This window comes from Streptomyces sp. STAM6 (assembly GCF_054963715.1).
The window spans coordinates 18759-40494 of the sequence record NZ_JBUEFZ010000034.1; the positions used below are offsets into that span (position 1 = coordinate 18759).

A 21736-nucleotide genomic window follows, 5' to 3' on the forward strand; every position below is an offset into this window, starting at 1 on the left:
CCACGAAAGCGAGGGGCACGATGTACGACCTGGTGACGGTGGGCGCAGGCCCGTACGGCCTGTCGGTGGCCGCCCACGCGGCCGCCCGCGGTCTGGAGATCCGCGTCTTCGGCGAGGTGATGGGCTCCTGGAACGCGATGCCGCCCGGCATGTTCCTGAAGTCCGAGCCGTGGGCCTCGAACCTGTCCGACCCGGCGGGCGCCTACAGCCTCGCCGCCTATGCGGCCAAGCAGGGCGTGCGGGCGGACCACGGCAGGCCGCTGCCGGTCTCCTTCTTCGCCTCCTACGGCGCATGGTTCGCCCGGCAGGCGGCACCCCCGGTCGACCCGCGCACCGTCGAGGAGGTGCGGCCCCGCCCGGGCGGTTTCGAGGTGCGCACGGCCGACGGCGAGCGGATGGCCGCCCGTACGGTGGCGCTGGCGGTGGGCGGCATGCCGTTCGTCGCCGTGCCCGCGGCGCTGCGGCACCTGATGCCGCACCAGGTCACGCACAGCAGCCACCACGCGGACCTGAGCCGCTTCGAGGGCCGGGACGTGACGGTCATCGGGGCGGGCCAGGCGGCCATCGAGACCGCCGTGCTGCTGACCGAGGCCGGCGCGCACGCGAGGATCGTCGCCCGCGCCGAGCGGCTGCGCTGGAACACGGTCCCGCCGTCGCTGCGCCGCAGCCGCTGGGAGGCCGCCCGCGCTCCGCACACCGGCCTGGGCTGCGGGTGGTGGAACTGGCTGTACGCCGAGGCTCCCGGGCTGTTCCGGCGGCTGGCGCCGGCCACCCGGGAGCATCACTACGCGACGGCACTCGGCCCGGCCGGCGCCTGGTGGCTGCGGCACCGCTTCGACGCGGTGCCCGAGGTGTGGCACGGCCGGAGCGTCACGGCGGCCGAGCCCGCCGGGGACCGGCTGCGGCTGACCGTCTCGGGCCCGGCGGGCCCCGACATCACCCTCGACACGGACCATGTGATCGCCGCGACCGGCTTCGCGCCGCGGCTGGAGCGGACCGATGTGCTCTGCGAGGAGCTGCGGGAGGAGCTGGCGACCGTCGGCACGAGCGGGGCCCCGGAGGTGAGCCCGCTCTTCGAGTCCTCCCACCCGGGCCTGTTCCTGGCGGGGCTGCTGACGGCGCCGGCCTACGGCCCGGCGATGCGTTTCGTGTACGGCGCCGCCTACACGGCCCAGCGGCTCGTCCGGGGCGTCGAGCGGCGGCTGCGGGCGCCGGCCGTGACCGTGGCGCAGCAGCGGGCCTCGGACGACACGGGCGCACCGGACGCCGCAGCCCGGGGTACCGAGGCGCGGGGTACCAGGGCGGGGGTTGCCGAGGCACGGGCGGCCGAGGCGCGTGGCGACAAAGCGCGTGACGGAAAAGCCCGTGACGGCAAAGCCCGTGACGACAAAGCCCGTGACGACAAGGCGCGTGACGACAAAGCCCGTGACGACAAGGCGCGTGACGACAAGGCGCGCGCCGCGGAAGCATCCGCCCAGTGAGGCGAAAGGCCGGTCCCGGAGCGCTCCGGGACCGGCCTCCACGGCGGGGGAGCCGTGCTTTCGGGTTACTTCTTCTTGTCATCCCCGCCGTTGATGCAGACGTTGCCGAAGGCGGGGTTCAGCAGAGCGATGATGTTGACGGTGTTGCCGCACACGTTGATCGGAATGTGGATCGGCACCTGTACGACATTGCCCGAGATGACACCCGGGCTGTGGACCGCGGCAGCCTCGGCCTCGGCGTCCGCCATGGCGGGCGCGGCCGAGCCGAGAGCCAGGGCCAGACCGGCAACCGCGACCGCGGCCTTCTTGAACTTCATGTTTCGGGTTCCTTTCCGCAGAGGAAGTGAAGCCACGGATTTCGTGGCAAACGAGCCCACGAAGAGGCCCGGCTTCCGCTGCGAAAATCACAACGAATGCGAAAGCGGAAAGACACCATTGCGGATGCTTTCCGCATTGTTTCACCCAAATGCGGAGGTGCTATTGGTGCGAGTGGCTCAACGACTGGGCCAGACGGGTCTGCTGACCAGTGCGTCCCATTCTCGGTCCGGCGTTCCCGGAACAGCGCGCCCCAGCGCTCTCCATTCGCGCACCAGCGACGAATAGACAGGCGATGGTTTCGGTTCCGGCGCCTGCCTGGTCTGGGGAATGAGGGGCACACGCTCCCATTTTCCGGCGCGAGGAGCCATGCCAACCCTTTCCGTTCACGGCTCTGGCGAGGCTCTCGCATCATGTCACAACTGACGCGCCGTCAGGCGCGTACGCGTACGGTCCGCACGGACGTGTCCGCCGCGTCCGGCAGATTCATCCCCGCCTCCACCCCGGTCGTCAGATACCGCAGCACCGGTTCCGTCAGCCGTTCGCCGGGCAGGACCGCCGGAATGCCCGGCGGATACGGCGTGATCATCTCGGCCGCGATCCGCCCCGCGGCCTCGCTCACCGGGACGTCCTCGGTCCGGCCGAAGAACGCGTCGCGCGGCAGACAGGTCTGCTCCATGCGCAGTTCGCGCGGTGTCGGCACCTCGACCCGCCGCGCCTCGTCCAAGTCTCCCGCGTGCTCGGCCAGTTCGCGCAGCGCGTCCAGCAGCGGGGCGGTCGTGGCCCGGGAGTCCGCGTGGGTCAGCTGCGCGGCGATCCTCCGGTGGTCGGTGATGTGGACGTCGATGCTGCGGTGCTCCCGCAGCCAGTCGGCCGCGCGGTACCCCGTGGTGCCCAGGCCCGAGACGTCGATCACCATCGGCAGCGGATCGAAGTCGTGGGCCAGTCCGGGCCCGGTGAGGTCGGCCCGGTCGTACACGTGCAGACCGTCGATGCGCTCGATGTCCTCCCGCACCGACGCGGCCAGCCGCAGAGCGTCGTCCAGCAGTTCCTTGCCGCGCAGCACCATCTGCCGCCGCCAGCCGTCGAGTCCGGCGTAGATGAGGACCGACGGGGACGTGGTGCCGAGCAGATCGGCGCGGGACGCCAGCACCGCAGGGTCGATCAGCTCGCCCTGGAGGTGGAAGACCGAGCCCTGCTCCAGCCCGCTGCCCATCTTGTGGATGCTGGTCACGCAGACGTCGGCACCCGCGTCCATCGCCCACGACGGCAGATCGGGGTGGAACGGCAGGTGCGCGCCCCAGGCCTCGTCCACGATCAGCGGCACGTCCCGGCTGTGGCACTCCTGGGCGATCTCCGCCAGATCGGCGCACGTGCCGTACGGCGTGGGGCTGGTGACCAGCGCGCCACGGGCGTCCGGGTGGCGCTCGAAGGCCTCCTCGAAGGCGGCGGCGGACGGCGGGTGTGCCAGTCGCCGCTCCGGGTCCCACTGGGGTTCCACCCACACCGGCCGGATGCCGGACAGGATCAGCCCCGCCACCACCGACTTGTGGGCGTCCCGCCCCACCAGCAGTTCCTCGTGCGGGCCCGCCACCGAGAGCATCGCGGCCTTGACCGACAACGAGCTGCCGCAGGTGGTGAAGAAGGTGTGCTCGGCCCGCACGGCGTCGGCCATCAGGCTCTGGGCGTCGGCCAGCACCCCGCCCCGGGAGCGCCGGTCGTCGAGGCCGCCGGAGGCCAGCACGTCGGCCCGGAAGACCGAGTCGCCCAGCACCCTGCGCACCTCGGGGTCGGCGCCTCTGGCCTGCTTGTGGCCGGGCGGCGTGAAGGGCAGTTCACCTGTCTCGTGGTAGCGGTCGAGCGCGTCGAGGACGGGCGCCCGCTGATGGTCGGGACAGTTCAGCGACATCGAGAAGCCGCCTCCGTTTCCGTCGGGATCGTCGGTGTCAGTGGGGCAGTGCCGCGAAGCGCAGGGCGAAGTGGTCCAGGGTGCGCGGCAGTGGGCGGTCGGGCCGCAGCCGGGCCGGCCGCTCCGGCAGATAGGTGTGCCGTTCCAGCAGCGCGGCCAGCATGGTCGAGGTGACCAGGAGCACCAGGTCCTCGCCGGGGCACTCGCCGGGGCCGGCGCTGAACGGCATCAGCGCCTCGGTGTCCTGCGCGGTGCCGTCGAGCCAGATCTCGGGCGTGAAGCGGTCGGAGTACGGCAGGGACTCGTCCCGGTGGAACAGCGGGGCGTAGATGAGGAATTCGGTGCCGGCCGGCAGCGTGTCCTCTCCCCAGACGGTCTCCCGCACCGACTCCCGCAGCAGGAACGGCGTCGTGGGCCACAGCCGGAGGGACTCCAGGACACACGCCCGGGTGTACGGCAGGAGCCGCGGCTCGGTGAGGTCGTTGACGGCGAGCTCGTTGCGTACCTGGTTCTCCTGCGGCTCGTGCGTGGAGAGCACCGCCAGGGCCCGGAAGGCCGCGATACCCGCCGCGTCGAAGGCGAACAGCCAGTGCGGCACCTGCCCGGCCGGGTCCGTGCCCGGTTTGGCCGGAGTGGAGGCGAGGGCGGCGGCGAGACTGCCGGTCTCGGCCCGGTCGAGGTGGGCGCGCAGCCGGGTGTCGAAGCGGTCGCGCAGCGCGGGGCGGCGGGGGGCGGCCGACGACCAGTTGGCCGCGGCGCGCAGCCGGGCGAGCAGGGAGGTGAGCCCGGTGTCGTCGCGGGCCGTGTCGCCGAGCGTGAGCCTGCGGGCGGTGCGGTCCCAGGCGGTCGAGAAGGCGCCCCAGCCGATCTCGCCGTCCCCGGCGGTGGTGTGGCCGAGCAGTTTGCCGGTCTCCTCACGGACCGTGCGGACGAAGCGGGGGGCCAGGCTGTGCAATTGGTTGCCGTACTCCAGCACCGCCTCGTTGAAGGCGCGCCGCTCGTCACGGTCCGTGCCCCGGGAGATCAGCACGCCGTGCGGCTGGAACTGCTCCAGCGCCGCCCGCTTCTCGCGGGTCGCCGGGGAGAACGGCTCGGGTGTGCCGTCCAGGACGTGCGCGGCGTCGTCCGCCCGGAGCACGACGGCGAAATGCCGTCCGGCCAGATCGAGCCGGAGCGGCCCGGGTCCGTAGCGGCCGCGCAGCTCGGTGAGCAGCGCGGTGGCGCGCCGGTCGATCGCGTACCGCTCCGCGAGGGCCATCCCGGCGCGTCGGCGGATCACGGCGCCCGCGGCGAGGGTGGGTGCGATGACCTGCGCGGCCAGTCGGGCGGCGTCGCGCGCGGACGCCTGGGCGGGGGTGTGGGTGGCCCGGTCCGTACTGGTCATGGCCCCCGGGTGCCCCGGCGGAGGGGAAGGAAACGGCGGGGCCGGCCGGCCGGTGTCCGCCCGTGGCCGGACCGTGGCGGTGCGTGCGCAGACCGGACCCGGGCCCGGAGGTCCGGGCCCGGGTCGGTGGCGCGGTCCGTCGCGCGGCCCGTCCGGGCGGCTCAGCCGCCCGTCGTCGGGCCGCCGCTGCCGAACCCTCCACTGGGGGCTCCGCCCCACTTGTGGTCCTTCTCGGAGCGCGGGGAGGTGTCCGGCTCGGTGTTCTCGTGCCTCAGCTCGTACGGCATCACCCGATCCTCCCGCTCGGTGAGCTCGGCGGGCCGCCGGTGGCCCTCGGTCTCACCGGGCAGCCCCGCGTCCTCGGGCCGGTGCGGCTGCTCGTCCGGTTTGGGAGGCGCGGGCTCCCGGTTCCTGATGCGCTTGCCCAGCCAGAACGCGCCGATCAGGAACCCGACCAGCAGGATTCCCGCGACGAGGGGCCCGATTCCGACCACATGGTCCTTGGCGGCGTATTCCGTGGCGTACGTGAAGAGAGAGTCCATACGGGGCGTGTACCCGTCCTGGGCGGAACTATATTCATTCAACCGTTGAGTCCGTCTTTTCCCGATTGGCCTCTTCGGGTGACCTGGCGGAACCTAAGCAGCGCGGCGCTGTTGGGCAGAGCGGCCCGGGCACCGGGTCTCTCGACGAGAAGGATGGACCATGATCAAGAAGGTTCTGGCCACCGCCGGCGTCGCTGCGGTCGTCCTGGGCGCCGCTGCCCCGATGGCCTCCGCCGTGGGTGACCGCGGAGTCGACACGCAGAACGGCAACTTCGCCAAGCAGGTGTACGGCAACACCACCACCGGCGGCTACATGAGCCCGCAGATCGGCCTCGTCCAGGGCTCGCTCAACAAGCCCTGTGTCGGCCTGCCGGTCCAGGCCGACGTCCAGAACATCCTGGCGCTGGCCAACATCGGTGTTCAGGACATCCTCAACGACACGCAGAACCAGCAGTGCGCCGAGAACTCCACGGCCGTCAAGGGTGACAGTGCCCTGTCGCACCTGCTGGAGGACGTCCTCTCCGAGAACGGCTCGGCCGCGATCGAGACCCACAAGTGAGGCGACCGGCCCGTACGACCCCGAGCTTCGTACGGGCCGCCGTCACCCGGCCCTACCGCGGGCTGTCCGCACGCCCGCGATCACCCCACTGAAGCCGCGCCCGACCGGTGGACGCGGCAGGACGACCCGAGCACCGGGTCTCTCGACGAGAAGGATGGACCATGATCAAGAAGGTTCTGGCTACCGCCGGCGTCGCTGCGGCCGTGCTGGGCGCGTCCGCCCCGATGGCCTCCGCCGTGGGCGATCGCGGGATCGACACCCAGAACGGCAATTTCTCCAAGCAGGCCTACGGCAACACGGTCACCGGCGGCAACCAGAGCCCGCAGATCGGCCTCGTCCAGGGCACGCTCAACAAGCCCTGCATCGGCCTGCCCGTCGAGGGCGACGTCCAGAACATCGCGATCTTCAACATCGGTGTTCAGGACCTCGTCAACGACACGCAGAACCAGCAGTGCGCCGAGAACTCCACCGCGGTCAAGGGTGACAGCGCCCTGTCGCACCTGCTGGAGGACGTCCTCTCCGAGAACGGCGCGGTCGCCGTCGACTGACGCGAACCCCCGAAGGGCCGTACGCGGCACCGGGCGGCCCCGCATCCGAACCCTGGATGCGGGGCCCGTGCCCTTTTGTGTACGCGCGTGAAACATTTCCCGGGGCCATCGTCGTCGAGGAAGTGGAAGCCGATACGCAGGGACGAAGGGGGAGGGCATGAGACGGGCCCGCGCGGACGAGTTCAGGGAATTCGCGGCCGGCCGCACGGGGCAGCTGTACCGGTCGGCATGCCTGCTGACCAGCGGCGACACCCATCTCGCCGAGGACCTCGTCCAGGAGACCCTGGGCCGCATGTACGCGATGTGGGGCCGGATCGCCCGGATCGACAACCCCGCGGCGTACGCCCAGACCGTGCTGGTGCGCACCTTCCTCAGCCAGCGCCGACTGCGCTCTGCGGGTGAGCGCCCGCTGGCCGAACTGCCCGACGCGGCCTCCGGCAGGAGCGACGACCCGGCGTTGCGGATCGCGCTGCTCGACGCGCTGGCCCAGCTGGCGCCCAAGGACCGGGCCGTGGTGGTGCTCCGGTACTGGGAGGACCGCAGCGTCGAGGAGACGGCCGAAGCCATGAACGTCAGCTCCGCCGCGGTACGCACCCGCTCGACCCGCGCCCTGGCGCGGCTGCGGGAGCGGCTCGGCGGCAGCCTTGCCGAGCTCGTGGCCCTGTCCTGACGGCGCCTTTCCACCCCACTCCACAGAACGTCCCACGACCCACGAACGGTGGTTTCACCATGCCCTTCGAGGACAAGCTCGCCGAGGCCGTCCGGCGCACCGGAGAGACCTTCACCATGGACCACCGCTCCCTCGTGGAGGGTGGCCTGCGGCGCGGCCGTGGCCGGGTGCTGCGCCGCCGAGCGCTGGCCGGCGGTGCCGCGGTGCTCGCCCTGGGCGGCTCCGCGCTTTACGGGGGCCGGCTGCTCGGCGCCCCCACAGCGGGGGACACCGCCAGCGCCGCAAGCCCTTCGCCGACCATCACCCGGCCCGCGACGCCGCAGGACAAAGACCCGGACCAGTACGTCCGGGTCTCCGCCGGCCAGATGATCCAGATCCTGGAGCGGCTGCTCCCCGAAGGGAAGATGACCCAGCAGCGCGGCACCAGCAACTTCGGTGATCCGAAGGCGACCGCGAAGGCCTCACTCGTCCACGACGACGGCTTCGGTGCCGCCCTGGTCGAGTTCTCGGTCAAACGGGCCGACTTCAAGAACCCCGCCGACCAGGCGCTGGCCACCTGCCCCAAGAAGGTCACGCCCCCGGTCACCAGCTGTAAGAGCCGGGACTGGTTCCCCGACCAGCCCGAGCGGCGCGTGACGGTGGGCCCCGCCCTCTTCCGGGGCCACACCGGGAAGGACGGCAAGGGCCTGGAGAAATGGCGCACGGTCACCCTGAGCCGAAACGGCTTCCTCACCGAGATGGTCACCTACAACGGAATCCCGGCGGAAGACCGCAACACCCGGGCGCATCCGCCGTTCACCGAGATGCAGACTTTCAACCTGGCACAGGCGCTCAGCACCGCCATGGCCAAGTACGGCATCCCCGACCCGGGCATCTTCACCGAGAACCGCCGGGAGGCGGGCAGCCTTGCGGTGACCGAGCGCTTGCAGCGGCTCGCGCCCAAGGGACTGTCCCCGCGCGGCTTGGGCGGCGACAACGCGACGGGCTACATCACCGCCTACGACGTCAAGAACAAGACCATGAGCCACCTCCGGGCCACACTGACTCCCAAGGGCGCGGCCGGCGAGGGCGAGCCGCGGTGGAGCGAGACACTCCCCGACGGGACGAAGATCGCCACCTCTCAGCGGCCTGCCGAGGGCCCGGGTGTCACGGAGTGGCGGGTGGACGCGCTGCGCCCGACCGGACTGCGCGTCACCATCACGTCGTACAACGCCGAATACCCGCACCGCCCGGCCAATCGCACCACGCCGCCCGCCTCGATGGAGCAGCTCAAGGCCGTCGCTCTCGATGATTCCTGGCTGACCGTCAAGTGACCGCAGCCCCCTCACTTGGCGTCCGCGTAGCACCGCACCGTCGCCGTCGTGAACGGGAACCGCACCGGCGTCTCCCCGAACGCGATCCGTCCGGCCGTGTCACCGGCCGTACGGATCGCTTCGGCGACCGCCGGCGCCTCCTCGGCCGGGCAGTGCACGATCACCTCGTCGTGCTGGAAGAACACCAGCTCCGCCCGCATCCCCGCGGTCTCCCGACGCAGCGCGGCCAGCATCAGCAGCGCCCAGTCGGCGGCGCTGCCCTGGACCACGAAGTTCCGGGTGAACCGGCCCCGCGCCCGGGCGTTGACCGACGCGTACCCCGGGGTGAACTCGCCGTCCACCCTCGGCTCCTCGGCCCCGTCCTGGGGGATGCCCGCCTCGTCGGCCTCCCCGGCGCCCGCCGCGCGCGGGCTGGTACGGCCCAGCCAGGTGCGCACCAGCCGGCCCTCCTCGCCGGCCTTCGCCGCGTCGTCCACATAGGCCACCGCCCGGGGGAAACGGCGGCGCAGCGCCGCGAGGTTCTTGAGACCGTCGCCGCTGGTCTGCCCGTAGATCGCGCCCAGCAGCGCCAGCTTCGCGTGGTCGCGGTCACCGGAGAACGCCCGGTCCGACAGCCGGGTGTACAGGTCGTCGTGGTGGCCCGCCACCTCCATCAGACCCGGGTCGCGGGAGATCGCCGCCAGCACCCGGGGCTCCATCTGGTCGGCGTCCGCGACGACCAGCCGCCAGCCCTCGTCCGCGACGACGGCGCGCCGGATCACCTTGGGAATCTGCAGCGCACCCCCGCCGTTGGTCGTCCAGCGGCCACTGACGGTGCCGCCCGGAAGGTACTCGGGCCGGAAGCGGCCGTCGCGCACCCAGTCCTGGAGCCAGCTCCAGCCGTGCGCCGTCCAGATCCGGTACAGCTTCTTGTACTGGATCAGCGGTTCGACGGCCGGGTGGTCGATCTCGGCCAGCTCCCACCGGCGGGTCGACCGCACCTTGACGCCGGCCTGCGTGAACGCCTTGATCACGTCCGCGGGCAGGTCGGGGCGCACCCGGCGGCCGAACGCCGCGGACACCTCGTCCGCGAGCTCCGCCAGCCGACGCGGCTCGCCACCGCCCGCGTACCGCTCGCCCAGCAGCTCGTGCAGGAGCGCGCGGTGCACGTCGGCCCGCCACGGCAGCCCGGAACGGTGCATCTCCGCGGCCACCAGCATCCCCGCCGACTCGGCGGCGGTCAGCAGCCGCATCCGGCCGGGGTGTTCGGCCGCCGCGTGTCTTCGCTGCTGCTCGGCATACACCTCCAGCAGGCCCTCGAAGGGCACGTCCCGGCCGGCCTGCGGCTCGAACAGCGACGACTGGGAGCCCGGCTCGGCCGCCCTCTGGGGCGGGTCCGCCGGCACGGGGCGGTGGTGCAGCCGCGCCCAGGCGGCCGCCGCCGACCGCGGCTCGCCCAGCCGCCCCTCGTGCCCGAGCAGCAGCTGCTCGGCGTCCTCGATGTCGTAACACCGCTCGACCCGCACCCCCGCGGCCAGCAGCCGGGGATAGATGTCGGCCGTGGAGCGCCACACCCAGCGGCCCACGCCGGGCCGGGAGCGGACCGCCCGGACGAGGTCGGGCTCGGTCACGACGGGTCCGGCGGGCAGCCCGTCACCGCCGAGGGGGACGAGCCGTGCCCCGCCGCCCTCGGTGCCGTCCACCACCCATCGCTCGCTCACTCATGCGAGTCTGGCACCCGGCACTGACAGGCACCTGAAGCGCACGCCGGTGGTGCTCAGGCCGCGGCGTGGAACAGCGCCGCCGCCTCGCCCCGCGAACCGACCCCCAGCTTGGTCAGGATGTTCGCGACGTGGAACTTCACCGTCGACTCGCTGATGTGCAGCTCCTGCGCGATCATCCGGTTGCGGTGTCCGAGCGCCAGCCGGGTCAGCACCTCCAGCTCACGCTCCCCGAGCCCGGTCAGCGGGTGCGGTGCCGGCTCCTTGGCCGCACGCAACGGGATCACGGCGGTGACGGTCGTCCCCCAGCCGGGCACCGCGTCGACGTCGAGGCGCCCGTCGAGCACGTCCAGCCGCTCGGCGATCCGGCCGGGGCCCAGGTCGCACAGGGACAGCGCGCCGGGCCCGTCGTCCCGCACCGTCACCCGCAGGTCGTCCTCCGTGAACTGCCAGCCGACACGGACGCGGCCCACCCGCTCCTGCTCCAGCACCTTCATCAGCACCGCCCGAACCACCGCGCGGGCCGTGTGCGCCACATCGGCGGCCACCGGGCGGGTGGAATCAGGAGGCCCCAGCTCCAGTTCGACCGGGCTGTGGCGCACCAGCGGCCGCAGCGACTCGGCGAGCCGGACGAAGGCCTGGTCCGCCGGCTCCTCGGCGATCTCCTGGTCCCGCTCCGCCTGGGCCCGCAGCTCCACCAGGGCGGACACGGCCAGGTCGGTGGCGGTCGCGCGGGCCGCCGTGTCGTCGAGGTGCCGGCTCCGCAACACGCCGAGCAGCTCCGTCAGCGCTGCCGCGTGGGCCTCGCCGAACTCGGCGATGACCCGGGCACGCGTCCCGGCCGCGGCCCGCGAGCGGGCCAGCGCGCCCGGCACGGCCTCGGCGGCGAGCCGGTCGAAATGGCTGGTCACCACGTCCCACAGGGCCTGGACGAGCGCCACCGCCGACTCGTCGACCGGGGCGTCGTCGTCGGCCCGCACCAGCAGCAGGACCGCGCCCTTCGGTGTCGCGTCGCTCGTCACGGCGAGCACCGGCCGCTCCGCCCCGGCGAGGACGAGCGTGCCCTGCCAGGGGCGCCCCGGCACACCGGAGGCGAGCAGTGGGGCGAGGTCGGCCGTGGTGAGCCGGTCCGCGATCCCGGGAGCGCCGTACGTCTTGAACGGCGAGTGCGCGCAGTGCGTGGACAGTTCGGCGGCCGCCCGGTGCGGAAGCGGACCCGCGAGGATCTCGGACAGCCGGGGCAGGATCTGGCCCAGCGGCCGGCGGATCACTTCGTACGCGGCGGTCAGGGCGGGTACGGCTCCGGTCAGCTCCATGCCGCAAGCCTAATCAGTCACCCCTGCCCACCCACTGTCCTTTCGGACAGGTCGGACTGTCCCAAGGACCGGCCGGTCCCGCCGGCTCCCCGACGGAGGCTGGAGCCGTCAACACAACGGATCCCAGGGGGAGTACGACATGCAGGCGATCATCTACACCGAGTTCGGCGGTCCCGAGGTCCTGGCCCTCGGCGAGACGGACAAGCCCGTCCCCGGCCCGGGCGAGGTCCGGGTGCGGGTCGTGACGGTCGGCGTCAACCCGCTGGACCACAAGCGCCGTAACGGCTGGGTCGAGGAGTTCTACCCGACGACGTTCCCGGCCGTGCCGGGTCTGGAGTTCGCCGGCGTCGTCGACGCGCTCGGCGAAGGCGTCACCGAATTCGCCGTGGGCGACGAGGTGTTCGGCTTGACCAGGACCGGCGCGTACGCGGAATACGCCATCGCCGGTGACATCGCCCGCAAGCCGGCCGGACTGTCCTTCGAGCGGGCCGCGACCCTGCCGGTGGCGGGGGAGACCGCCCAGCGGGTGCTCGGCCTGCTCGGACTGAAGGCGGGCGAGACGCTGCTGCTCCACGGCGCGGCGGGCGCGGTCGGCCAGGTGGCCGTCCAGCTGGCGGTCGCGCTCGGCGCGACCGTGATCGGCACGGCGTCGCCGGCCAACCACGACTTCCTGCGTGAGCTGGGCGCGATCCCCGTGGCGTACGGCGACGGTCTCGCCGACCGGGTACGGGCGGCCGCGCCGCACGGCGTGGACGCGGTCTTCGACGCAGCCGGCCACGACACGCTGCCCGTCTCGATCGAGCTGCGTGGCGGCCGGGCCGACCGGATCGTCACCATCGCCGCGACGGACGCCGCCGAGTACGGGGTGCCGTTCTCCAGCGGCGGCACCCCCTCGGACCAGGTCCGCGCGGGTCTTGCCGAGCAGGCCCGGCTCGCCGTCGAAGGCCGGCTGAACATCCCGGTCGTCGAGACGTTCGCCCTGGCCGACGCGGCGAAGGCCCAGGAACTGAGCGAGGCCGGGCACACCCGCGGCAAGCTGGTGCTCACGGTCTGAGAGCCGCCCCGGGCCCCGGTGGACCGGGTCCACGACCGGTCACGACCGGGATCGGGCCGGGCCCGGGGCCGGGGCCCGGCCGGGCCGCAAAGGGTTCGCATGCAGGCCGGGCCCGGGGCCGGGGCGGAGCCGAGTGGGGGGCGGCGGGCCCGGGACGTGGGCCTGCGCGGGGCGGGGTCCGCATGCGGGCGCCGGGTCCGGGCCCGGGGCGACGGCCGAATCGGTTCCGGTTCGGGCGGTGGCCGAAGACGGGCGCGGGGAGCCAATCCCGGGCGCAGGCCCGGCCGGATCGACGGCCCGGGCCGAGTCGAGACGGCGGCCGACCCGGGCCGGCCCCGGGGCCGGACCCGGGCGGGGCCGAGTCGGGGCGGCGCCCGAGCCAGGGCGGGCCGGGCCCGACGGCGGCCGGATCCTGGGCTCAGCGGGTGCGGGGGAGGCCCAGCAGTGCGGAGGTCACCGCGACCAGTGCGCAGCCCCCGGTCGCCGCGCCCAGCGCCGTCCATGGGACGGCGACCGTGGCCGGCGCGGACAGCGACGCCAGGGCCGCGGCCAGGCCGCCGAGGTCGATCGCCGCGACCGCGGCCCCCAGCACCGCGCCGATCGCCACCGCGAGCAGTGCCTCGCCCGCCACCACGGCCGCCACGCGGCCCCGGGTGGCGCCGGCCAGCCGGAGGGCGCGCAGCTCGGTGCCGCGCACGGAGGTCGCCATGACCAGCGTGTTGGCCAGGCCGATGGCGGTGTACACGAGGGCGATGCCGACCACCACGAACAGGCCGAGCCGGGTTTGCGGGCCGGTGCGCGGCGCCGCCCACTCGTCCACCGTCAGGACCGTGCCGCCGGTGGCCCGCAGGGTGGCCGCGGCCGACTCGACGGAGGTGCCGCCGGAGAGCCGTACGTCGATCCGGTCGGTCCTGGCCGCACGGGCGTTGGCGGCCGTGACGTACGGACCGTTGTCGCCCGTCCCGAGCGCGAGGACGGCGGCGATCCGCAGTGACCTCGGCCGGCCGTCGCCCAGCCAGACGTCGACGCGTTCGCCGACGGTCCGTTCCTCCCACTCCTCGTTCACGATGATCGAGTCGTCGTCGAGGTCCCGTACGTCCCCCGCCACCACCGGCAGCCGGGCCAGGTCGGCGAAGGCCCCGGGGTCGGCGACCGCCCGCGCCTCGTAGGGCACGACGGCGGACTCGCCGTCCCGTACGTAGACCCCGGTCGACGCGGTCGCGGAGAGGGTCGCGCCGGGCACCCGGACCGGGGTGAGGCCCTCGCCCACCACGACGAGCTGGGCGGTGGTCTGTTCGCGGGCCTCGGCGGCCTTGGTGGCGTTGATCGTCCCCGCCGAACCGAGCAGCGAGCCGGCGAGCGCGACGGTGACCAGGACGGGGGCGGCGACGGAGGCCGTACGGCGCAGGGCGGCCGCCGTGTTCTCGCGCACCAGCATCCCGGTCGCGCCGGGCAGGGGCAGGGCGCGCGCCACCGGCCTGACCAGCAGCGGTGAAAGCAGCGCCACTCCGGTGATCAGGATCATCGGCCGGGTGGTGTACGTCTTGCGCTTCAGCAGGTCCGACGGGTCGCTCAGCAGCGCCCAGGCGAGCAGGCCCGCGCCCGTGAGCAGCAGGGCCGCTCCCAGCAGCAGCCGGCCGAGCGGCAGGACCCCGCGGTCGACGTCGGCCTCCCGCAGCGCCTGAGCCGGTGCGGTGCGTCCGGCCCGGCGGGCCGCCGCCCACGCACCGGCGACGGCGACCGCGAGCCCGGTCCAGAACGCGACGTGGAAGGGCCAGACGGCGTCGCGGATCGTGAACCACTCGGGGGCGATCCCGCCGTCCACCAGCACGCGCGCGAGCCGGGGAGCGCCCCGGGCGCCGAGGAGGCACCCGGCCGCCGAGGCGGCGATCCCCACCCCGGTGGCCTCCATGAGCAGCGCCCGCCGCACCTGTCCCGGCGTGGCGCCGGCCGTGCGCAGCAGGCCGAACTCCCGGCGGCGCAGCGCCACCGCGAAGGCGAACGTCGAGGCGACGACGAAGACCGAGACGAAGGTGGTGACCCCGCCGGCCGTGCCGAGCAGGGCGTTCACGGTGACGAGTGCGTCGGCGTCCTGTTCGGCACGCTCCCTTTCGGCCCTTTCGGACGCCTGTGACGATTCTCCGTCCACAGGCTGTGGATGGAACAGCGGGAAGGACACCTGCTCGGTGGCCGGTCCGCGCCGCACGTCCACGGTGAGCGTATCGGCCGCGGTCCCGGGCCCCGGGGCGGCGACGGGCGCATCGAGCGTGGACGCGAGACCCAGCCCCATGGTGGTGAGCAGCCCCACCCCGAGGGCGAGCGCGACGAAGCTGCCGATGAACGAGGGCCAGCGGCCGCGCAGCCCGCCGAGTGCGAGGGTCAGCACGCCGCACGCTCCAGACCGGCCATACGGCCCGCGACCCGCTCGGCGGTGGGGGCGGCGAGCTCTCCGGACACCCGCCCGTCCACCAGGAAGACCACCCGGTCCGCGTACGAGGCGGCCACCGGGTCGTGCGTGACCATGATGATCGTCTGGCCCTCGCGGTCCACCAGGTCCCGCAGCATGACCAGCACGTCGCGGCTGGTGGAGGTGTCCAGCGCGCCGGTCGGCTCGTCCCCGAAGAGCACCGCGGGCCGGGTGATCAGCGCCCGGGCGATCGCCACCCGCTGCTGCTGGCCGCCGGACATCTCGCCCGGCCGGTGCCGTGCCCGGTCGGCCAGGCCCACGCGGGCGAGCGCCGTCCGCACCTCGGCGCGCGAGGGGCGCCGGCCCGCCAGTCGCAGCGGGAGGGCGACGTTCTGCGCGGCCGTCAGTGACGGCAGCAGGTTGAACGCCTGGAAGACGAATCCGATCCGGTCGCGCCGCAGCAGCGTCAGCCGTCGCTCGCCCAGCCCGCCCAGGTCGGTGCCGTCGATCTCGACACGTCCGGACGTGGGCCGGTCGAGCCCGGCGGCGCACTGCAGCAACGTGGACTTGCCGGAACCGGAGGGGCCCATGACGGCGGTGAAGGAGCCCGCGGCGAAGGCCAGGTCGACCCCGTCGAGGGCGTGGACGTCGCGGTAGGAGCGGCGGAGCGCGGTGAGGCGTACGGCGGTTGTGGTCATGGGTCGAGCCAACCGTTTCGGGCGCCGCCGATCACGACCACTGGGGGGCGTCCCCGGGGTGGGGCAGGCCCTACCCCGGGGTGTGTCGATCCGTCGTCAGGACAGGCTGCCGTACGTGCCCCAGCCGGTGCCGATCTTCACCGGGCCGGCCTTGTAGCCGCCGTTGCCGTTGCCCTCGTACCGCCAGAGGTCACCGGCGGTGGTGCGGGAGACCAGGTCGTCGACGCCGTCCTTGGTGAGGTCGCCGATGCCGACGGTGGCGTTGTGGCCGGTCCAGCCCGCGCCGATCTTGAACGGGGCGCCCAGGTCGCCCGCGCCGTTGCCGTAGTGGCGCCACAGATTGCCGGAGGAGTCCTTGCCGAGGAGGTCGCCGTGGCCGTCGCCGTTCAGGTCGCCGGCCCCGATCGGGGTGATGGTCTTCCAGCCCGTGGCGATCCTCTTGGCGAGCGTGACGCCGCCCGTGGCGTTGCCCGTGTAGAGGTAGAGGTCCCCGGTGGACGTCTGACGGGCCACCAGATCGGGCCGTCCGTCGCCGGTCATGTCGCCGGAGGATACGAACGCGTTGAAGTTGGACCACCCTGCCCCGATCCGCAGGGACGGTGTCTTCGTGGTGACCACGGTGCCGCACTCCGGGGTGTACCGGAGCAGGTCGCCCGCGGCGTTGCGTTCCAGGACGTCGTTGCAGCCGTCCCGGTCGAGGTCGCCGAAGGGCACCACGACGGAGGCGGACGGCCAGGCGCCGCCGCTGACCTTCGTGGACACGCTGTGCGCCGCATCGCCCCGGTGGACGACGAGTTCACCGGTAGCCGTGCGGCTGAACAGGTCGGTGTAGCCGTCGGCCCCGACGTGGTCGCGGCGCACCGGCTCGGGCACCGGCGGCGCGATCAGGCCGGTGCCCGCGCTCCACAGCTGCGTCTCCTGCGCCCATACGGCGGTGGCGTTGCCGTCCGGACCGACGCTCACACCGCCCTCGGCGTAGGCGGACGGCGCCTTGCTCAGCGTCTTGGGGCTGCCCCACGCCCCGTTCACGCGTGAGGAGGTGACGAAGACGCGCTTGCCGTCGGCGCCGTCCTGCGCCCAGCCGGCGCGCACGGTGCCGTCGTCGCCGACGGCCGCGTCGAACTGCTCGGGAACGTATCCGGTCGACAGCGTCCTGACCGGGGACCAGGTGTCGGTGGCCGCCGAGCGGGTGGAGGTGCGCACCCCGAGCCCGTCGGCCTCCCGGTAGTCCAGCCAGACGAGGGTGGCGTCACCGTTCGGCCCGACGAGCGGGTCGAGCGGCTGGAAGTGGTGCGCGTTGGTGGCGACCGCCTCGGCCAGGAACCAGCCCGGCTGTGCCTCGTCCGCCTTGCGCCGCGCGGCGAGCAGGGTGTGGTCGGACGACACGTCGGGTGCCTGCTCCCAGATCACCACGAACATGCCGTCGTGGCCGACCGCGAGCCGTGGCCGTCCGGACCAGGCGGCCGGGTCGCCGATCGAGGCCGGCGCGCTCCACTGGTCCGAACCGGTGTTCCTGACGGTGCTCCTGGCCGTGGTGCCCCCGGCGCGGTTCTCCTGCCAGGCCACGGCGATCGCGCCGCCGGGGGCGACCGCGGCCTGGGTGCCCACCGCGAAGGTCTCGGCCTCCGTGAGGGCGACCCGCCGGGGATCGGACCACGCGACGTCGACCGCGGTCCGCTCGGCGACGTAGACCTCCGACTGCCGGCCGGCCTTCTGGTGCCACGCCGCCACCGCACGACCGTTCGCACTCACGGACACGTCGGCGTCGAGGATCAGCCCGGGCGTGGAGGCGATGTCCAGGGGCGGGCCCCACTGCGAGGCGCCCGGCGAGAGCACCACGGCGCGCAGGACCGAGGCGCCGGAGCCGGCGACCTCCACCCAGCTCGCGGTCAGGGAGCCGTCGCGCGAGGCCGCGACCTGGGCGGTGTGCTCGGCGGCCGCCGACAGCCGGTGGGCGGTGCCCCACACCGTGCTCCCGGCGGGCCGCACGGCGGCCCACACCTCGGGCCTGGCCCCCGTGTCGGGGTACCGGTACCACAGGGCGACCGCTCGCCCGTCCGAGGCGGTCCGTACATCGGCGACGCCCACGTGCTCGCCTGCCGGGGTCAGCGCGCTCGGCGCGCTCCACGGGCCGGTCTCCGCGGCGGCCGCGGCCGGTGCCGTCGCGAGGACGGTCACCGCGGTCGTGCCCAGTCCGACGCCCCCCAGCGCCAGGGCCGGTACCAGCGCGGCCGTGGTGAATCTGCTGCTCCTGCGCAACTCGGGTCCTCCCCCTCGTACATGTGTGCGCGAGGGTAACAGCGATCAACCACCGTTCCGCCACAGGGTTTTCACCGATCAGCCACGTACCGCCGCCGCGTACACCTCCAGGGCCGGGCGGGGTTCCCGGCCGAGCAGCGCGCGCAGATCGCGCGGCAGGTCCTCCCCCGACATGAAGCCGTGCGCGATCGCCGAGTACGTCCCGGTCAGCATCGGCACCTGGAAGGGCTCGGCGGCCGAGGCGGCGAGGGCCGTCCGGGCCCCGGCCAGCGTGCCGGGCTCGTACGCCGCCGAGACCGCGGCGGCCAGCTCCGCACCCCCCAGCGGCCGTTCACCGACCAGTTCGTACACCTTCCCGGCGTGCGGGGCCGGGTCCACGGCGACGCGGAAGGCCACCTCGGCGAGGTCCTCGCGGGCCACCGCCGCCAGCCGGCCGTCACCCAGCGGGGCATGGATCCTGCCGTCGGCGTCCGGGGCCGCCAGGTGCGCGAGCAACTCGGCGTACAGGCCGTTGCGCAGGACCGTCCAGCCCAGCGACGACTCCTTCAGCCGCCGCTCCGTCCAGCGGTGCGCCAGCGCGTAGGGGAGATGGTCGCCGTCCCCGGAGAGGCTGGTGTAGACCACATGGGACACCTCGGCCTCCTCGGCGGCGGAGAGGGCGGCCTCGTGACGGGCGACGACGGTGTCGTCCTCGCCGTATCCCGCGGAGATCAGGAGCAGGGTGTCCACCCCGGCGAAGGCGTCCGGCAGCGAGGCGGGGTCGTCGAAGTCGACCCGGCGTGCCCCCGGTACCGCCGCGGCGGCCCGGGTGCCCAGCAGCACGTCGGGCCGGCCCGACGCCCGCGCGGCGATCAGCTCGCCGAGGCCGCCCGAGACACCGGTGATCAACAGCATGGGAGGTCCCTCCGTTCGATGACTGCGACCATGGTCGTCGGGTGCGGGCAGCCGCGTAAGGAGGCACTTTCATGTCAGTGGGGCACACGGAGGTAACCACCGGTCCGGTGGTCAGCTGCGCGGAGGAGTGCGGCGTCCGGGACGTGCAGGACCGCCTCGGCGACAAATGGACGGTGCACGTCGTCGTCGAACTCGCCGCGGGCGTACGGCGCTTCAAGGAGCTGCAGCGGCTCGTGCCCGGTATCTCGCAGCGCATGCTGACGCTCACGCTGCGCCGGCTGGAGCGCGACGGCCTCGTCACCAGGACCGTGCACCCGACGATCCCGCCGCAGGTCGAGTACGAGCTGACCGGCACCGGCCACAGCCTGACCCACCTGATCAAGGCGCTCGTCGACTGGTCGCTGGACCACCGCGCGGTGATCGCCGAGGCGCGCCGCGCCTTCGACGAGGCACAGTCGAAGGCATGAGCACCGTCGAGCGTGCCCTGGCGGCCGCCCTGTACGCCGAGGACGACACCGCCCTGGACACCGGCGCCTCGCTGCTCGCCGCCGACCCGGCGGCCGACGCCGAACTGGCCCGGCGCGGCGAGGAGCTGGTGCGCCGCGCCTGGCAGCGGGGCTGGCAGCCGGCCGACGTCGTCCGGCTGGTCCGGCGTGAACTGGACGAGCACCATGTGCGCCTGGCCGCCGGCCTGATCACCGCCGAGACCCGGTCCTACCCGGCGCTGCCGCCCCGCTGGGCGGACCAGCTCGCGGAGCTCGCCACCGACCCCTGGCGTGCCGACCGTTTCTCGTACGCCAGCGCCGTGCTGGAGCTGTACCGGCTGCTCGCCCGCGTCCCCGCGATCGAACCGGTGGGCCCGGCACCGGGATCGCCCCCGCACGCGGCCCCGGTGCACGGCGAGCCGCGCATGCTGGCCCGGATCAGGGCGCTGCTGGCCAAGGCGGAGGCGACCGGATTCCCGGAGGAGGCCGAGGCGCTCTCGGCGAAGGCGCAGGAGCTGATGGCCCGGCACAGCCTCGACGAGGCGGCCCTGGCCGCGCGCACGCACCGCCCGGACGAGCCGGCGGCCGTACGCATCGGCGTCGACGCGCCGTACGAGACGAGCAAGGCCATCCTGCTGGACGCGGTCGCCGGCGCGAACCGCTGCCGCGCGGTGTGGAACGAGGCGTTCGGCTTCTCGACCGTGGTCGGTTTCGAGGCGGACCTGGAGGTGGTCGAGCTGCTCTACACCTCCCTGCTGGTCCAGGGCACGGGAGCGATGACGAAGGCGGAGGCGGCGCAGCGGGCGGGCGGCCGCAGGCGCACCAAGACGTTCCGCCAGTCGTTCCTGCTGGCGTACGCCCAGCGGATCGGCGACCGGCTGGCGTCCACGACCCGCCGGGTCACCGCGGAGGAACCGACGCTCCTGCCGGTCCTGGCGGCCCGCGACGTCGCGGTCACCGCCCGAGCGGACCGGATGTTCCCCCGGACGACCACGACCCGGGTGCGCGGCGCGACGGACGAGGCCGGCTGGCGCCACGGCACGGAAGCGGCCGACCGCGCCCGGACGGGCCGGCCGGGCGGTGAGCTGGAGAGGTGACCCGTACAAAAGATCTGTACGGGTCGGTGACGCGTAACGTACGCCCACTGACGGGCAGTTGGTCCGGTATGCACCCGAGACGACACCGCAAGAACGCCTCTGCGGTCCGGATGGTGGGTCGGCAGCTGGCCCTTTTCCGCGAGGCGGAGGGACTGACCCAGCGCCGGCTGGCCGACGAGTTCAGCCTCTCCGAGGAGACCATCGCCTCCATCGAGCAGGGCCGACGCCCGCTGAGGGCGGATCTCGCCGAGCGCTTCGACGACCGCCTGGGCACGAGAGGCGCCCTGTCGGTCGCCGTGGAGCACATGCCTGAGGTCGACCGTGTCCCGGCCTGGGCCGAGGAGTACATGGACCTGGAGCGCGAGGCGGTCGCGCTGTCCTGGTACGACGCGCTGGTCGTGCCGGGGCTGCTGCAGACGCCGGAGTACGCGCGTGGGGTCTTCCACAGCCGCGTCCCGGCGTTCGGCCGGGACGACATCGAGATCCAGGTGGCCTCCCGTGTCGAGCGCCAGGAAATCCTGCGCCGGGAGGTCCCTCCGACGATCAGCTTCGTGGTGTGGGAGGCGGTGCTGCGGGACCGCATCGGGGGAGAGGAGGTGTACGCGGAGCAGGTGCGTCATCTGCGCCGGTGTGCCGACCTCCCCGGCGTCTCCCTCCAGATCCTGCCCTTCGGCCGCGCCGCCCACGCGGGGCTCGACGGGCCCTTCACCCTGCTGGAGACTCCCGAGCACCAGCTTCTCGGCTACACCGAGTCCCAGCGCGGCAGCCACCTCATCAGCGACGCGGAAGAGGTGTCCATCCTCGCCCGGAAGTATGCGATGCTGCGGACGCAGGCCCTCGGCATCGAGGAGACCCGGGGGCTGTTGGACCGGCTGCTGGAGGACCGATGAGCACCGCACCGAAGTGGGTCAAGTCCAGTTACAGCGGCAGCGAGGGCGGGCAGTGCCTCGAGGTGGCGTACGCCGGGGGCCGTGCCTCCGAAGCCGCCGTGGTCCTCGTCCGTGACTCCAAGGACCCCCTGGGCCCCGTCCTCACCCTCGCCCGTGACGCCTGGCGCCGCTTCACAACAGGACTGAGGTAGCGGCGCCGCGAGGCCTCAGGATGC

General features: G+C 73.6%; 20 protein-coding genes. 10 read left to right on the forward strand and 10 right to left on the reverse strand.

The genetic code is table 11. The annotated features are described in order from the left end of the window. Positions 1-20 precede the first annotated feature (20 nt). Positions 21-1481: an NAD(P)-binding domain-containing protein gene (locus ACY34K_RS28165; protein ID WP_462752028.1), complete on the forward strand. Its 1461-nt coding sequence runs from the start codon at positions 21-23 to the stop codon at positions 1479-1481. Between the two features lie 65 nt (positions 1482-1546). On the opposite strand, the gene ACY34K_RS28170 is transcribed toward ACY34K_RS28165, so the two are convergent. The 4 genes from ACY34K_RS28170 to ACY34K_RS28185 form a co-directional block, all read right to left on the reverse strand. Then, positions 1547-1798 (reverse strand): chaplin, encoded by a 252-nt coding sequence (locus tag ACY34K_RS28170; RefSeq protein ID WP_462752030.1) that lies wholly within the window; start codon positions 1796-1798, stop codon positions 1547-1549. Positions 1799-2229: 431 nt separating this feature from the next. After that, positions 2230-3705, reverse strand: coding sequence for an aminotransferase class I/II-fold pyridoxal phosphate-dependent enzyme (locus tag ACY34K_RS28175; RefSeq protein ID WP_462752031.1), 1476 nt, complete (start codon positions 3703-3705; stop codon positions 2230-2232). Positions 3706-3742: 37 nt separating this feature from the next. Continuing rightward, positions 3743-5089: a cytochrome P450 gene (locus tag ACY34K_RS28180; RefSeq protein ID WP_462752033.1), complete on the reverse strand. Its 1347-nt coding sequence runs from the start codon at positions 5087-5089 to the stop codon at positions 3743-3745. A gap of 161 nt (positions 5090-5250) precedes the next feature. Beyond that, positions 5251-5631, reverse strand: coding sequence for a DUF6479 family protein (locus ACY34K_RS28185; RefSeq protein ID WP_462752035.1), 381 nt, complete (start codon positions 5629-5631; stop codon positions 5251-5253). Positions 5632-5791: 160 nt separating this feature from the next. On the opposite strand from ACY34K_RS28185, the gene ACY34K_RS28190 reads away from it, so the two are divergent. The 4 genes from ACY34K_RS28190 (at position 5792) to ACY34K_RS28205 (ending at position 8721) form a co-directional block, all read left to right on the forward strand. Then, positions 5792-6190 carry a rodlin gene (locus tag ACY34K_RS28190; protein ID WP_462752037.1) on the forward strand — a complete coding sequence of 133 codons (399 nt, stop codon included), beginning with the start codon at positions 5792-5794 and terminating at the stop codon, positions 6188-6190. 161 nt (positions 6191-6351) lie between these two features. Next, entirely contained in the window at positions 6352-6738 is a 387-nt protein-coding gene (locus ACY34K_RS28195; RefSeq protein WP_462752039.1) for a rodlin, read from the forward strand. 157 nt (positions 6739-6895) lie between these two features. Next, positions 6896-7408, forward strand: coding sequence for a SigE family RNA polymerase sigma factor (locus ACY34K_RS28200; protein ID WP_462752041.1), 513 nt, complete (start codon positions 6896-6898; stop codon positions 7406-7408). Positions 7409-7467: 59 nt separating this feature from the next. After that, complete coding sequence (locus tag ACY34K_RS28205) at positions 7468-8721, forward strand: hypothetical protein (protein ID WP_462752043.1); 1254 nt, start codon at positions 7468-7470, stop codon at positions 8719-8721. Between the two features lie 11 nt (positions 8722-8732). Here ACY34K_RS28205 and ACY34K_RS28210 read toward each other — a convergent pair whose 3' ends face one another. Both ACY34K_RS28210 and ACY34K_RS28215 read right to left on the reverse strand, forming a co-directional pair. Continuing rightward, the gene (locus tag ACY34K_RS28210; protein ID WP_462752044.1) at positions 8733-10421 is read right to left on the reverse strand and encodes a bifunctional 3'-5' exonuclease/DNA polymerase; all 1689 of its coding nucleotides are present in this window, start codon (positions 10419-10421) and stop codon (positions 8733-8735) included. Between the two features lie 56 nt (positions 10422-10477). Beyond that, positions 10478-11737, reverse strand: a complete 1260-nt coding sequence (locus tag ACY34K_RS28215) for a LuxR C-terminal-related transcriptional regulator (protein ID WP_462752046.1) — start codon at positions 11735-11737, stop codon at positions 10478-10480. A gap of 139 nt (positions 11738-11876) precedes the next feature. On the opposite strand from ACY34K_RS28215, the gene ACY34K_RS28220 reads away from it, so the two are divergent. Then, positions 11877-12791: an NADP-dependent oxidoreductase gene (locus ACY34K_RS28220; protein WP_462752048.1), complete on the forward strand. Its 915-nt coding sequence runs from the start codon at positions 11877-11879 to the stop codon at positions 12789-12791. A 418-nt stretch (positions 12792-13209) separates the two neighbouring features. Here ACY34K_RS28220 and ACY34K_RS28225 read toward each other — a convergent pair whose 3' ends face one another. The 4 genes from ACY34K_RS28225 to ACY34K_RS28240 all read right to left on the reverse strand — a co-directional run bounded on the left by ACY34K_RS28225 (position 13210) and on the right by ACY34K_RS28240 (position 19049). Further along, a complete protein-coding gene (locus tag ACY34K_RS28225) occupies positions 13210-15177 on the reverse strand; it encodes an FtsX-like permease family protein (RefSeq protein ID WP_462752050.1) in 1968 nt (655 codons plus the stop codon). Beyond that, a complete protein-coding gene (locus ACY34K_RS28230; RefSeq protein WP_462752052.1) occupies positions 15171-15896 on the reverse strand; it encodes an ABC transporter ATP-binding protein in 726 nt (241 codons plus the stop codon). The genes ACY34K_RS28225 and ACY34K_RS28230 overlap by 7 nt, the downstream gene beginning before the upstream one ends. A gap of 96 nt (positions 15897-15992) precedes the next feature. Continuing rightward, complete coding sequence (locus ACY34K_RS28235; protein WP_462752054.1) at positions 15993-18155, reverse strand: FG-GAP repeat domain-containing protein; 2163 nt, start codon at positions 18153-18155, stop codon at positions 15993-15995. A 78-nt stretch (positions 18156-18233) separates the two neighbouring features. Further along, the gene (locus ACY34K_RS28240; RefSeq protein ID WP_462752056.1) at positions 18234-19049 is read right to left on the reverse strand and encodes an NAD(P)H-binding protein; all 816 of its coding nucleotides are present in this window, start codon (positions 19047-19049) and stop codon (positions 18234-18236) included. A gap of 71 nt (positions 19050-19120) precedes the next feature. Here ACY34K_RS28240 and ACY34K_RS28245 point away from each other — a divergent pair, with 71 nt between their 5' ends. The 4 genes from ACY34K_RS28245 to ACY34K_RS28260 all read left to right on the forward strand — a co-directional run bounded on the left by ACY34K_RS28245 (position 19121) and on the right by ACY34K_RS28260 (position 21712). After that, positions 19121-19516: a winged helix-turn-helix transcriptional regulator gene (locus tag ACY34K_RS28245; protein WP_462752058.1), complete on the forward strand. Its 396-nt coding sequence runs from the start codon at positions 19121-19123 to the stop codon at positions 19514-19516. Beyond that, positions 19513-20631: a DUF2786 domain-containing protein gene (locus ACY34K_RS28250; RefSeq protein ID WP_462752060.1), complete on the forward strand. Its 1119-nt coding sequence runs from the start codon at positions 19513-19515 to the stop codon at positions 20629-20631. The genes ACY34K_RS28245 and ACY34K_RS28250 overlap by 4 nt, the downstream gene beginning before the upstream one ends. A gap of 68 nt (positions 20632-20699) precedes the next feature. Next, positions 20700-21521, forward strand: a complete 822-nt coding sequence (locus ACY34K_RS28255) for a helix-turn-helix domain-containing protein (protein ID WP_462752061.1) — start codon at positions 20700-20702, stop codon at positions 21519-21521. Next, positions 21518-21712: a DUF397 domain-containing protein gene (locus ACY34K_RS28260; protein WP_462752063.1), complete on the forward strand. Its 195-nt coding sequence runs from the start codon at positions 21518-21520 to the stop codon at positions 21710-21712. The genes ACY34K_RS28255 and ACY34K_RS28260 overlap by 4 nt, the downstream gene beginning before the upstream one ends. Positions 21713-21736 lie beyond the last annotated feature (24 nt).